At 64.8% G+C, this 13,406-nt stretch carries 7 protein-coding genes and 1 pseudogene; 2 read left to right on the top strand and 6 right to left on the bottom strand.

Annotated features, from left to right (window positions below; genetic code table 11):
- Positions 1–217 precede the first annotated feature (217 nt).
- The 5 genes and pseudogenes from BBIA_RS10055 to leuC form a co-directional block, all read right to left on the bottom strand.
- On the bottom strand, positions 218–1,120 hold the full coding sequence (locus tag BBIA_RS10055; protein WP_338010489.1) for a LacI family DNA-binding transcriptional regulator: 903 nt from the start codon (positions 1,118–1,120) through the stop codon (positions 218–220).
- A gap of 57 nt (positions 1,121–1,177) precedes the next feature.
- Positions 1,178–1,315, bottom strand: a pseudogene (locus BBIA_RS15120) (LacI family DNA-binding transcriptional regulator); the annotation flags it as partial.
- A 251-nt stretch (positions 1,316–1,566) separates the two neighbouring features.
- Positions 1,567–5,817, bottom strand: coding sequence for a DEAD/DEAH box helicase (locus BBIA_RS14970; RefSeq protein WP_081892280.1), 4,251 nt, complete (start codon positions 5,815–5,817; stop codon positions 1,567–1,569).
- Positions 5,818–6,125: 308 nt separating this feature from the next.
- The gene (leuD, locus tag BBIA_RS10065; protein WP_033495654.1) at positions 6,126–6,812 is read right to left on the bottom strand and encodes a 3-isopropylmalate dehydratase small subunit; all 687 of its coding nucleotides are present in this window, start codon (positions 6,810–6,812) and stop codon (positions 6,126–6,128) included.
- 196 nt (positions 6,813–7,008) lie between these two features.
- Positions 7,009–8,412, bottom strand: a complete 1,404-nt coding sequence (leuC, locus tag BBIA_RS10070; protein WP_033495656.1) for a 3-isopropylmalate dehydratase large subunit — start codon at positions 8,410–8,412, stop codon at positions 7,009–7,011.
- 303 nt (positions 8,413–8,715) lie between these two features.
- Between leuC and BBIA_RS10075 the strand changes: the two genes are divergently transcribed.
- Positions 8,716–9,510, top strand: a complete 795-nt coding sequence (locus tag BBIA_RS10075) for an IclR family transcriptional regulator (RefSeq protein ID WP_033495729.1) — start codon at positions 8,716–8,718, stop codon at positions 9,508–9,510.
- A gap of 288 nt (positions 9,511–9,798) precedes the next feature.
- Here the strand turns inward: BBIA_RS10075 and leuA are convergent, their stop codons facing one another.
- A complete protein-coding gene (leuA, locus tag BBIA_RS10080; RefSeq protein WP_033495658.1) occupies positions 9,799–11,712 on the bottom strand; it encodes a 2-isopropylmalate synthase in 1,914 nt (637 codons plus the stop codon).
- A 240-nt stretch (positions 11,713–11,952) separates the two neighbouring features.
- On the opposite strand from leuA, the gene BBIA_RS10085 reads away from it, so the two are divergent.
- Positions 11,953–13,395 (top strand): metallophosphoesterase family protein, encoded by a 1,443-nt coding sequence (locus BBIA_RS10085; RefSeq protein WP_051923970.1) that lies wholly within the window; start codon positions 11,953–11,955, stop codon positions 13,393–13,395.
- The last annotated feature ends 11 nt before the right edge of the window (positions 13,396–13,406 follow it).

Raw genomic sequence — 13,406 nt, forward strand, 5'->3', positions numbered from 1 at the left:
CGCTATAAGACCCCGGGCTGCTGGTGTCAATGTCACGGCAATCACCCGTTTTGCGTGACATCGGCACCAGTAGCCCAAACGAACTGGGCTCAATGCCACGCATGTTGCCCATCTTGCGTGACATTGAGCCCGGCAGCCCGAGCAAACCAGGAGCAATGTCACGCCAATTACTTGCATTGTGTGACATCGGCACCAGTCCCCTGTCACACAGCAATCGCTAGCGGCGGGTGGATTCGCGTTTGACGAGTTCCCATGCGGCCGTGAGCCGCTGGGGCGCGTCTGGGAAGGCGAGGCCGTCACCGGCATTGTCGCCCGCGTCGCCCGCCGCGTCGATTCCCACGCCGCCGACGTTCGCGTTGATGCGGTCGATGAGCAGGTCAAGCGTCCGGCGCGCCAGATCGTCGAGGTCGGTGCGCACGGTGGTCAGGGACGGGACCGCGTATTCGCTTTCGGTGACACCGTCGAAGCCGACGAGTGCAATGTCGTCGGGCACGCGCACGCCGCGGTCGGCAAGGCCGCGCATGAAGCTGATCGCGATCGTGTCGGTCATGCAGAACACGCCGTCGGCGTCGCGATAGTCGTCGGAGTCGAGCAGACGGTACGCGGCTTCGCGTGCGGGGATCGGATCCCAATGCTCCAACGGCAGGAAGTTGCTCGCGTCCACGTCCACGCCGGCCTCCTCGAACGCGCGCAGGCAGCCGGTCATGCGTCGGCCGACCACACTGGAGGCCATCTTGTCGTCGAGCAGCATGTCGTAGGACGGGCCGACCACCACCACGTGCTTGCAACCGATGTCGATCAGGTGGCGCACGGCCGCAGCGGAGCCGTCCTCGCAGGCGGTGTTCACCGAGTCGAACACCGGGTCGGGGGAAATGTCGTCGAGCAGCACCATCGGCTTGCCGTGCGAGAGCGCGCGCAGTTCCTCGTCGGAGACCTGTCCTGGGCTGAAGATCATGCCGTCGCACAGCTGGCTGGTGACCTTCTGCAGGATCATGATTTCGTCGTCCTTGGAACCGGACGTCTGCTGCACGATCGGCTGGTAGCCGCGACGCGCGATTTCGCGCGACATGGCCGCGCTCATTTCGGAAGGATATGGGCGGTCAAGTTCGTAGATCGCCACGCCAATGATGCCGCTGCGGCCGGAGCGCAGGGACCGTGCCGATATGTTCGCGTTGTAGTGCAGCTTTTGCGCGGCCTGGCGAATTTTCTCCGCCGTGGCCGCGGCGATGCGCGGATCACCGCGCAGCGCGTAGGAAACCGTCGCCCTAGAAACACCCGCCGCCTTTGCGACGTCGCTCATTGTGACCATAACATCCTTCCGACAACGAGCTTGCGATAGGCACTACTTTACATGCCCGACTGGTTAAATCGTGTCAATGCTCGTGTCCATGCGCGCAATGCGGACACGTCCGGCCGACGGACCGTCGATCCAACAAAAATTCCGCCAGTTCGGCGGCAAACGGTCGCACCATTTCTCGGCTGGTTCATCGCACGCCGCGCGTGCCCCGCCGGAACCACAGCCGGAAACCCGACTCCGAATCCGACGGCCGGCATCCCGAACCGGGATCAGCCGAGCAGGGCGAGCAGATCTTCCTTGGTGAGCGAGGCGACGGACGTGCCGGACGCGGTGGCCGCGGCATCCACGAACCGGCTGGCGAGGTCTGTTTTGGCATGCTGCAGGTTGATGATGCGCTCCTCGATCGTGTCCTTGGCGACGATCTGGTACACGTTCACGTCCTGCGTCTGCCCGATGCGGTGCGCACGGTCGGTGGCCTGGTTCTGCGCGGCCGCGTTCCACCATGGGTCGGCGTGCACGACCACGCACGCGCCGGTCAGGTTCAGGCCCGTGTTGCCGGCCTTGAGCGAGATGAGGAACACCGGGGTCTCGTCCTGATTGAACCGGTCGACCAGTTCGACGCGCTGCTTTTTGGGCGTGGCGCCGGTGATCATGTCGTATTCGACGCCGGCCGCGTGCAGCCGTTCGGCGATCAGGTCGAGATAGCTGGTGAACTGCGAGAAGATGAGCATCTTCTTGCCCGCGTCTCGGCACGAGTCGACGAGTTCGGCGATCGCGTCGAGCTTGGCCGACGTGGCTTTCTTCGACGGGCGACCCAGTTTGCGGGCGGTTCCGTCGACCGGCCCGACCTGCGCGGTCTGCCCGGCGTGTACGGTCTGCCCGGCCGGCGCGAGATCGCTCGCAGCAGACGCACCGGACACCGCCTCCACGCCCGCCCCGGCGTTCTCCCCCGCGTTCTCGTAGATGAGCCGCGGATCGCAGCACACCTGCCGCAGCCGGGTCAGCTGCGCGAGGATCTGGATCTTGCCCGTGTTGAAGTCCTCGGGCTTCTGTTTGAGCACGACCGCCCGCAGCTGCTGTTCGAGCGCGGCGTACAGCTTGCGCTGTTCGCCTTCCAACTGCACAGTGATCACGTTTTCGATCTTGTCGGGCAGATCCTTGAGCACCTGCGACTTGAGCCTGCGCAGGATGAACGGCCCGACAAACGCCTGCAGCTTGCCCTGCGCGCGGCCGTCGCCGCTCAGGATCGGCATTTCGAACCGTTCGCGGAAGTGCGCGTAGCGGCCGAGGATGCCGGGCATGAGGAAGTCGAAGATGCTCCACAGTTCGCTCAGGCGATTTTCGATCGGGGTACCGGTGAGCGCGAACCGGTGCCGTGCGTTGATTCGCCGCACGGCCTTGGACGCCTTGGTGGCCGCGTTCTTGATGTACTGGGCCTCGTCGAGCGCCATGCAGAAGAACTCGACGCCCTCATAGTCGTCGACGTCGCGCCGCAGCAGATCGTAGGAGGTGACCAGCAGGTCGGGCACAGTGGGAGCAGCCGAGGTATCCGAGGCGCCAGCAAAGCGCATTCCGGCAACCGATCCGGTCGGACTAGTTGCACCGCCGGCCGGATCAGCCGCATCACCGGTCACGACAACGGACTCGCCCGCATCAGCCGCATCGGCCGCGTTCGCCGCCGTAACATTCGCATCGTTCACCCCTGCATGCGCCTGCACCATCCGAATGCGGTCGAGCAGCGCGCGCCGCACCGCCTTGCCGCCAGCGACGGTTTCCACGCGCAGGCCGGGAGCGAACTTGGCCGCTTCGGCCGCCCAATTGTACACGAGCGACGCCGGGCACACGATCAGGCTTGGCTGCTGCGCCGCGCGCGATTCGCCTTGCCGGGCAAGCAAGAACGAGAGCAACTGCACCGACTTGCCTAAGCCCATCTCGTCGGCGAGGATGCCGCCGAATCCCTTGTCGCACACCGCGTTGAGCCAGCGGAATCCTTCGGTCTGATACGGTCGCAGCACGTTCGCGAGCGAGTCCGGCACGTGGTACGTGGCGGGATCGATCACACGTAGACCGTTCAGGTACGTGCGGAAACCGTCGTCCTTGTCCGCATCGTCCACCTCGTGGTCAAGATAGTACGACTCGTACGCGGGCACTTCGACCGAGCCTTGTTCGAATTCGGCCGGATCGACGCCGAGGTCGGCGGACAGTTCGTCAACGGCGGACGTGTCGACGTTACGCAGGTCGACGAACGCGCCGTTGCCGAGCCGATGGAACCGGCGCTTTCTGCGATACGCGGCGAGCAAGGCGGGCACGTCGGCCGGGTCGATTTCGTCGGCGATCGGCGAAATGCGCACCAGATCGGATTTGACGGACAGGCCGAACTTGATGGTGGGCCGCGGCATGGCGGTCATGCCGTCGAACGCGGGGGTCGCGTACACGTCACCTAGCCCGCGGAACACGGCAAGGCCCTCGGTGAGCAGCTTGTAGATCGCCTCGTCGTCATCGTCGGGCAACAGCGCGACGGAGCCGGCCGGACGCGGGAAGTAGTGCAGCACCGCCTCGACGGCGAGCCGTTCCGTGTCCTTGTCGCGCCGCGCGTCGGCGGGGGTGCGTCCGATGCCGTCGAAGACGCGGAACATGTCGGCGCCGTAGTAGGCGCGCGCATCGCAGGAAATGCCGTGCTGGTCGCGGTCGAAGTAGAACGCGATGCGGCAGGGCACGCGCATGAGCCGGCGCAGCGAGTCGGGCACGTCGATGGACAGCGCTCGTTCGCTGGCATCACCGGTCGCCCCCGTCTTTTTGCTAACGCTTTCATAATTATTTTGTACCGACGTATCGTCGAGGGGCTCATCGTCGGCACGATCGCCGGCTGGTTCCTCCTCGGACCGGGCCGCCGCCGGGGACGCGAACTCGGGCAGCACGGTGCGCGCGAACAGGTCGGCGTCGTTCGCGTTCAGCATCATCGTCGACTGATCGTTGTCGCCGCACAGCAGTTTCAGCAGTTCGCGACGATCGGCCGAAATATCGCCGCAACGGTAGATCACCGCCGGCCGCGCATCACCGTATTCCCGGGAAAACGCGGCGGCCTGAGCTCCGAGCGCGCGGGACGCGGCGCTCGCATTCGACAGCGCGGCATCGTCGGCCGCGATCACAGCCCGCGACAACGGACGCACGATCATATACGTCGACGATTCGCCGGCGACGACCGCCTCCAGACATTGCGTATGGCGTATCGCATACCCGGTGACCGTCGGTTCCACGTTCGCGGCATCGGCTCCCGGCATGCCCGGCAGCATACGTTGTCCAGTCGCCGGGCGATCAGTCACCGGCACAATCGACAGACCGAAATCCGGTTCGCCGACAACCACGCGGGTCGGCAGCGACGGCAGCAGGAATCGCGCACCCGGCGCATAGTCGAGCGTATCGTCCGTGCCGACGTACAGGTCGAGCAGCTCGGCGATCTCATCCTCGGACAGTCGCAGCTCCGAATCATCCGATTTGCGCCAATAGTACGAACGATACGAATCGCCACCGTTCACGCTCGCCCGAATGCGCAGCGCGCGACCGGCAAGATCGAGCACGCGCCGCGAACGTTCGTCGAACGCCTCGCGCGTATGCACGAACGCGAGCCTCTTGCCGTACGACACGAATTCGCGGTCGCGCACGGCCTGCAGCAGGCCGGCGATGTTTTTCACCACGTACGAAACGGACGTGCCGTGCACCACGATGCGCAGTTTGACGCCCCATCCGTCACCCTGCTCCGCGATACTCACGCGCAGCCCGATACTGTTCGCCGGCATGGTGCGAACAGCCTGCGAACCATTGCCGTCAGCAGTGCCGCCCGCGTCGGCAATGCTGCTGATCTCCTTGAGCAGGCCGAGCTGGCGATCCTTCGACTCCCGAGCCAATGCGTCGTCGCGCTGCCGCATGAACAGCGACAGCGCGCGCGACGTGGCCGCCGACGCCTTGCGTTCGACCTCGTCCGCGGCGGAACCGGGGATGCTGCGGAACTCGTACGCGGCCTGGTTGTAGTGCATGATCAGCGCGACGACGTGCTTGCAGTAGCCGCTGGTCGAACGGTTGAACGCGGGGCAGGTGCAGTGCGCCTTGATGACGTCGTGGGCGCGCGTGTCGATATCAGCCCAGACGCGATAGTCGTCCGACGATTCGTACGTGCTGACAACCAACGCGGCCAGCTCGATGCCCTGCTTGATCGGCGCGCTCGTGCATTCGTGCATGCGGCCGGAGTCGACGATGTCCTGGGCGCGCCAGTACGCGTTGCCGGCGAGATGCTGGAGGCGCTTGTCCGGGACCACAGCATTGAGGGAGCGCGAACCGCCGTACGTGACGCCGGAATCCTCGCCGTAGTCGTCGTAATCGTCGTAATCGTCGTAATCGTCCTCGTCGTCATCATCGACGTCGCTCGTGCCACGGCGGTCTCCGTACAAGCCGAGGAACTTCGCGATGTCCCGGTACGAGGGCCTGTCCTTGCGCGAACCAAAACCCATATCGGCCCCTTCCATGCCCGTCTCTGTTCTGTCTGCCGTCGGCCACTGCCTTTCGACAGTAACACCTATCTTCCATAACCGGACAAAAACAAAGCCCCCTTCGTCAGAAGGGGGCTGGAGGAAAAGGCATCCAATACGTTACCGCACGCAATGCAATGGGTTCTGACTACCCCTCAGCCACTTCGTGACAGCTCCCCTGACAAGGGGAGCCGAGAAAAAGGGCTGCGGCGAGGCCTGGCATTGTCTTCACTCGACTCTCGTCTCGTTCAGGCCGGGCCGGTGGACAGTCCACAGGACTGTCCACCGCCGAACGCGACGCTGCGCTAGTCGCGATCGGCGATCGGACCCGGCCATGCCGGTTCGTTCTCCGGCTCACGGGCGGAGGCGATGGTCTCCTCCGGCCAGTGCTTGGCGGGGATGGTCTTGGGCTTGAACGGGAACTTCTCGGCGCGCATCTTCTCGTACGCGGCGATGTCGTCCTCGTGCTGGAGCGTCAGGTCGATGTCGTCGTAGCCGTTCATCAGACGCCAGCGCACGTAGTCGTTCACCTCGAACGGCAGCGTCACGTCGCCGCAGGTCACGGTGCGGTCCTCGAGCGAGACGGTCATCGTGCGGCCCGGCTCCTCCTCGAGCAGCTTCCACAGCAGCTCAACGGACTCCTGCGGCATGATCGCCGCCAGCACACCGTTCTTGGCGGTGTTGCCGTAGAAGATGTCGGCGAAGCGCGGCGCGATGACCACGCGGAAACCGTAGTCATGCAGCGCCCACACGGCGTGCTCGCGCGAGGAGCCGATGCCGAAGTCCGGTCCGGCGACCAGAATCTGGCCTTTCGCATACTCGGGCTTGTTGAGCACGAAGTCCGGGTTGCGGCGCCATGCGTAGAACAGCGCGTCATCGAAGCCGGTCTTGGTGACGCGCTTCAAAAACACGGCCGGAATGATCTGGTCAGTGTCGACGTTGGAGCGGCGCAGCGGCACGCCCACGCCGGTCAACGTGGTGAGTTTTTCCATACGTTTTCTCTTTCTGATGCCCTCTGCTAAGGGCTGACAAGCTTGTGTTACAACGAACAGCGATAGTCTCGCATATCATGTGCCATTTCGAGCGACGCGAAGCGGAGTCGAGAAATCCGTCACGGTAACGAACCGTCGATAGATTTCTCCGTTCGCTTCGCTCAGTCGAAATGACACCGTCATGTAGCGGATTGTGTCACAGGTCGGCCGGCGACGAGATCGTGCCGCGGATGGCGGTGGCGGCGGCGACCTGCGGCGAGGCGAGGTGCGTGCGCGAACCCTTGCCCTGACGGCCTTCGAAGTTGCGGTTCGACGTCGAGATCGAACGCTCGTCGGGCACGAGCTTGTCGGGGTTCATGCCGAGACACATCGAGCAGCCGGCGTTGCGCCATTCCGCACCGAAGTCCTTGAAGATCTTGTCAAGCCCTTCCTTCTCGGCCTGCAGGCGCACGCGCGACGAGGCCGGCACGACGAGCACGCGGTGGATCGACTTGGCCTTGTGGTGGCCCTTCATGATCGCCGCAGCCGCGCGCAGGTCGTCGATGCGACCGTTCGTGCACGAGCCGATGAACACGGTGTCGACCGGGATGCTCTTGATCGGCGTGCCCGGCTCGAGATCCATGTACTTGAGCGCGCGTTCGGCGGCGGCGCGCTTGGTCGCGTCCGCGATCTCGCCCGGCACCGGCACGTTCGCTGTGATCGGCAGACCTTGGCCGGGGTTGGTACCCCACGTCACGTACGGTCCAAGCTTGGTCGCGTCGATGTCTACGACCTTGTCGAATACGGCGTCATCGTCGGTCTTGAGCGTCTTCCAGTACTCGACGGCCTTATCCCACATCTCGCCTTCCGGCGCGTGCGGACGGCCCTTGAGATACTCGAACGTCGTCTCGTCGGGCGCGATCATGCCGGCTCGCGCGCCGGCTTCGATCGACATGTTGCAGATCGTCATGCGCTCGTCCATGCTCATCTTGCGGATCGCGTCGCCGCGGTACTCGATCACGTGGCCCTGGCCGCCGCCGGTGCCGATCTTCGCGATGATCGCGAGGATGACGTCCTTGGCAGTCGCGTCGGCCGGCAGCTCGCCGTTGACATTGATCGCCATGGTCTTGAACGGCTTGAGCGAGAGCGTCTGCGTCGCCATCACATGCTCGACTTCGGACGTGCCGATGCCGAACGCGAGCGCGCCGAACGCGCCGTGCGTCGAGGTGTGCGAGTCGCCGCACACGATCGTCATGCCCGGCTGCGTCAGGCCGAGGATCGGCGCGAACGCGTGCACGATGCCCTGATCGGCGTCGCCCAGCGGATGCAGGCGCACGCCGAACTCCTTGCAGTTCTTTTCGAGCGTGCTCAGCTGCAGTGCGCTCGTCTTGTCCGGGTTCGGACGGTCGATGTCGACGGTCGGCGTGTTGTGGTCCTCAGTGGCGATGAGCTGGTCCACGTGGCGCGGCTTGCGTCCGGCCAGTCGGAGGCCCTCGAACGCCTGCGGGCTGGTGACTTCGTGCATGAGCATCAGGTCGATGTACAGCAAGTCGGGTGCGCCATCGCTGCCCTTGCGTACCAAATGATCGGCCCAGACCTTTTCGGCCAGTGTCGTTCCCATTCGGAATTCCTCCTAATTTTTTCTCGCGAGGTCTTGTACTCTCGCGTCCTTCGTGGTATATAGCCTATGGTTCGAGCCCGGGGAAACGGCCTGCAAGGCCGGTATATGAGATACGTCACGAACACCGGGACATGCCCGTCGCCCGTCGCTGTCGCGAATTACAACACGGGCACGGATTCCGCGTTTTGCGTTTCACTATGTGAGATGGCATAATCGACCACTATGACTTCCTCCAACGCAGACAGCAGCATGCCCAGCGAGCCGAACGCGCCGCTGAACGAGCTTAACGAACCGGCCGACCGCATGGACGCCGTCGACGCGACCGACGCGACGGAATCGGACGCCGACGCGACCGACGCTTCGGCGAACGACGGCGAAATCCACTCCGGCGTCGGCGTGCTCGACAAAACCGTGAAAATCCTCGACGCGCTCGAGTCCGGACCGGCCACGCTCGGCCAGCTGGTCGCCGCGACCGGCCTGGCGCGCCCGACCGCGCACCGTCTCGCCATCGCGCTCGAACGCCATCGTTTCGTGCTGCGCGACCAGCACAGCCGTTTCGCGCTCGGCTCGCGTTTCGCCGAACTGGCCGCGGCCGCCGGCGAGGACCGACTGCTCACCGCGGCCGGCCCGATCCTGCAGACGCTGCTCGATCGCACCGGCGAATCCGCGCAGATCTACCGCCGTCAGGGCGACCAGCGCGTGTGCATCGCCGCCGTGGAACGCGCGTCCGGCCTGCGCGATTCGATTCCGGTTGGCGCGATGCTGTCGATGGAGGCCGGTTCGGCCGCGCAGATCCTGCTCGCGTGGGAGGATTCCGACCGCATGCATCAGGGCCTGCGCCACGCGAAATTCAGCGCCGCCAAGCTCGCCGCCGTACGCAAACGCGGCTGGAGCGAGTCGGTAAACGAACGCGAGGAGGGCGTGTGCTCGATCTCCGCGCCGATCCGCAACGCGTCCGGCCAGGTGATCGCCGCAATCTCGATCTCCGGCCCGTCCGGCCGTATGGGCAACGCGCCCGGCCGCCGTTACGCGCCGCTCGTCATGGCCGCCGGCAAGTATCTCACCGACGCGCTCATCAAGGCGTCGTCCGGCCGCTGAGTTCCTGAGTCCACGCCGTTGAACGGCGCCTCATGCCGCCAATACGCGAAGAGCCCCCTCACCTTGAGGGGGCTCTTGTCATATGCGATCAGTGCCGATCAGCACTGACGGCAGTCAGCGTTCCGACGAACAGTCCAGTGAACTGTTCGTAGCCGGAGCAACATCAGTTGCGACGCGCTGAACACAGCACGCTGACGACAGTCAGCGTTCCGACGAACAGTCCAGTGAACTGTTCGTAGCCGGAGCAACATCAGTTGCGACGCGCTGAACACAGCACGCTGACGACAGTCAGCGTTCCGATCGATTGACGGCGGAAATAATCGCCTTGAGCGAGCTGGTAATGATCGAGGAGTCGATGCCGACACCCCAGATGATCTGGCTTTCCGCATCCTCGCCGACCTGCGCCTCGACGTACGAAGCGGCCATCGCGTCGGTGCCGACGGACATCGTATGCTCGACGTAGTCCATCACCGACACTTCGATGCCAAGGTTCGAGATCGCGTTGATGAACGCGGCGATCGGGCCGTTACCAATGCCCGACAGCTCGCGCACGACCGGTTCGGAGGCGTTCGAAGCGCCAGCGCCGCGATCGAGCAATTTCGCCTTGAGCACGGTGTCCGAACCGTCCTCGCCGGACGAGACCGACACCTTGAGTAGCTTGAGACGACCCCACTGCTCGAGGCTTTCGTCGCGAGTGTCGCCCACGACCGCGCCGGCCGCCGTGGCGCCCGACTCCTCGACCGGCAGGTACTCGTCCTTGAACAGGCGCCAGATGTCCTCGTCCTTGACTTCCTTCTTGGTCTCGTCCGCGTACTTCTGCACGATCTTCTCGAACTCGATCTGCAGGCGCTTCGGCAGGTCGAGGTTGTGGTTCGTCTTGAGCAGGTAGGCCATGCCACCCTTGCCGGACTGCGAGTTGACGCGGATGATCGCCTCGTACGTGCGGCCGATGTCCTTCGGATCGATCGGCAGGTACGGCACGAGCCACACGAAGCTGTCGAGATCGGCGCCGGCACGGTCGGCCGCCATCTGGCGCGCTTCGAGGCCCTTCTTGATCGCGTCCTGATGCGAACCGGAGAACGCGGTGAACACGAAGTTGCCCGCGTACGGGTGACGCTCGGAGATCTTGATCTGGTTGCAGTATTCGACCGTCTTGCGGATCTCCGGCACGTTCGAATAGTCGATCTGCGGGTCGATGCCCTGCGTGAGCAGGTTCAGGCCGAGCGTGACGAGATCGACGTTGCCGGTGCGCTCGCCGTTGCCGAGCAGGCAGCCTTCGACGCGGTCCGCGCCGGCCAGCATCGCCAGTTCGGTGGCGGCCACGCCCATGCCCTCGTCGTTGTGCGGATGGAGGCTCAGCACGATCGAGTCGCGGTCGGTCAGGTTGTTGGACACGTACTCGACTTCGTCCGCGAAAACGTTCGGCGTGGTCATTTCGACCGTGGCCGGCAGGTTGATGATCATCTTGTGCTCGGGTGTCGGCTTGATGACGTCGATGACCGCGTTGCACACCTCGACCGCGTACTCGGGCTCGGTGCCGGTGAACGATTCGGGGCTGTACTCGTAGTACAGGTCGATGCCCTTGGCCTCGCCCTCAAGCTCCTTGCACAGCTCGGCCGCGTCGGTGGCGAGCTTCTTGATGCCGGCCTTGTCCTTGCGGAACACAACCTCGCGCTGCAGCACGGAAACGGAGTTGTAGAAGTGCACGACCGCGCGCTTGGCGCCCTTGAGGCACTCGTACGTCTTGCGGATCAGGTGCTCGCGGGCCTGGGTGAGCACGACGATGGTCACGTCGTCCGGGATCAGCTCGCGCTCGATGAGCATGCGGATGAAGTCATAATCGGTTTCGGACGCGGACGGGAAACCGACCTCGATCTCCTTGAATCCGAGCGAAACCAGCAGGTTCCAGAAGCGCAGCTTGCGCTCGGAATCCATCGGGTTGACAAGCGCCTGGTTGCCGTCGCGCAGGTCGACCGAGCACCAGCGCGGGGCGCGCTCGAGACGCTTGCCCGGCCACGTGCGCTGCGGATAGTCGAACGGCACCTGCTTGTCGTAGGCGACGTACTTGGTGTACGGCATCTTGCTCGGCTTCTGCGGGTCGCCGATGAATCGCGCCGGAGGCAGCAGCGGGTCGTTGTTCCCTCCGTTGGACGCTGCGGCGACCGCCGCAAGATCAAATACCGATGATTGATCCTGACCCATCTCTCCTCCTTTTCTTTGGAATTTGCGCCGGTGGTTCAGCCCGGCCGCATCGTTTACGCGTACGTAACATGTACAACCTTTCATCTTACCGGCCTTGTCCGCGCAAATCGCCGCGATTCCGGCATTCGGAGCGCATTCGGGACACGCAAGGTGAACCGCGCGCGACGCAAACGTGCGGTTCCCGCGCAGATCGCACGCATCGCACGGCGCACGGACTCGTGGCACGGTTCAATGGAACGCATGACACGCTCCCCCAAAACCCAGCAATCGCCGACCGCGCGCACCCCGTTGCGCTTCCGCCGCGACGGCAGCTTCCGTATCCTGCAAATGGCCGACATCCAGGACGGCCCGAACGTCAAGCCCGATACGATCCGCATGATCGAGGCCGCGATCAAGGCCGCCGATCCCGACCTGATCGTGTTCACCGGCGACCAGATCCGCGGCTACGATCCGGCGTACATCGACACGTTCCTGCGCCGCCGCGGCGAGAACCCGGGCGCGAAGGTGCGCCTCGTCACCGAGGTCGAGGCGAAGCTACAGGGCATCAAACGGCGCATCGCGGCCCGGCGCAACCCCGATCTTCCGCCGTCCGAGGACGTCGTCACGCTCGACGACCTGCTCGACGACACCCGGCAGAAGGTGCGCGACACGTTCAGCGCGTTCCTGTCCCCCGCGATCAAGGCCGGCGTGCCGTTCGCCGCGACGTACGGCAATCACGACTTCCAGTGCGGCATCCTCGCCGACGAACAGGACGACATCTACCGCGAATATCCGGGCTGCATGAATCCGGCGCCCGGCACGAGCGAGCTCGCTATCGAGCCGGGAACGTTCGCACTGCCGATCGAATCGTCCGACGGGTCCGGCCGCGTCGCGATGAGCGTGACGCTGGTCAACTCCGGCGACTACGCGGGCAAGCCGGAGGAAAACGACGCGCAGTATCCGCGTTACGTCGCCAATTCGCGCGGGCTCGACCTGGCCGACTCCGACGGATACGGCACGCCGAGCGACAAGGCGGTCGCGTGGCTGGGCGACGTGCAGCGCTCGCTGGCGACGCGCAACGGCGACGGCAAACCGGTGCCCACGATCGCATTCCAGCACATCCCGCCGCAGGAGTTCTACGACTGCCTCAAGGAAGTGCCCGCGTGGACGCCGAACGCGGTGGAGGGAGCGCGCAACTACGCGGGCCACTGCTACGTGCTCAACCACGAGGTGTGCCGGCCGGGCTCGCGTCTCGGCGAGGCGATCGGCTGCGCTGACGACAACGTGGGCGAAGTGGATGCGATGCGTCGCGCGGGCGGCTATTTCGCGCTGTTCTGCGGCCATGACCACAAGAATTCGTTTGTGGGGCACGTCGACGGCATCGATCTCGGCTACGCGCCGACCTGCGGCTTCGAATGCTACGGGCCGAAGTCGCGCTACCGCGGCGTGCGTCTGTTCGAGTTCCGCGAGGACGCGCCGCAGCTGTACGTGACGCGCATGCTCACGTGGGGCGAGCTGGTCGGCCGCTACTCGGGCAACGAACTGCGCGTGTTCTTCGAAGATCACTGTGTGACCGGCGCGGTGAGCCTGCGCAACGAACTGCGCCGTCCGCAGGTGTTTGCCGGCGTCGCGATCGGCACGACGGCCGCGTTCGCCGCGATCGTGCATGCTGCGGTCAGACAGGTCAGACAGGTCAAGCGCTGACGGTTGTGCCC

Origin of the sequence: Bifidobacterium biavatii DSM 23969 (assembly GCF_000741165.1) — a bacterium.
Lineage (GTDB): Bacteria > Actinomycetota > Actinomycetes > Actinomycetales > Bifidobacteriaceae > Bifidobacterium > Bifidobacterium biavatii.

What these genes read in the sequence shown, in the direction of transcription:
- BBIA_RS10075 (WP_033495729.1), top strand. Translation starts at nt 8,716, where the DNA reads ATGGACGCCGTCGACGCGACCGACGCGACGGAATCGGACGCCGACGCG.
- BBIA_RS14970 (WP_081892280.1), bottom strand. Translation starts at nt 5,817, where the DNA reads ATGGAAGGGGCCGATATGGGTTTTGGTTCGCGCAAGGACAGGCCCTCG.
- leuD (WP_033495654.1), bottom strand. Translation starts at nt 6,812, where the DNA reads ATGGAAAAACTCACCACGTTGACCGGCGTGGGCGTGCCGCTGCGCCGC.
- leuA (WP_033495658.1), bottom strand. Translation starts at nt 11,712, where the DNA reads ATGGGTCAGGATCAATCATCGGTATTTGATCTTGCGGCGGTCGCCGCA.
- BBIA_RS10085 (WP_051923970.1), top strand. Translation starts at nt 11,953, where the DNA reads ATGACACGCTCCCCCAAAACCCAGCAATCGCCGACCGCGCGCACCCCG.
- leuC (WP_033495656.1), bottom strand. Translation starts at nt 8,412, where the DNA reads ATGGGAACGACACTGGCCGAAAAGGTCTGGGCCGATCATTTGGTACGC.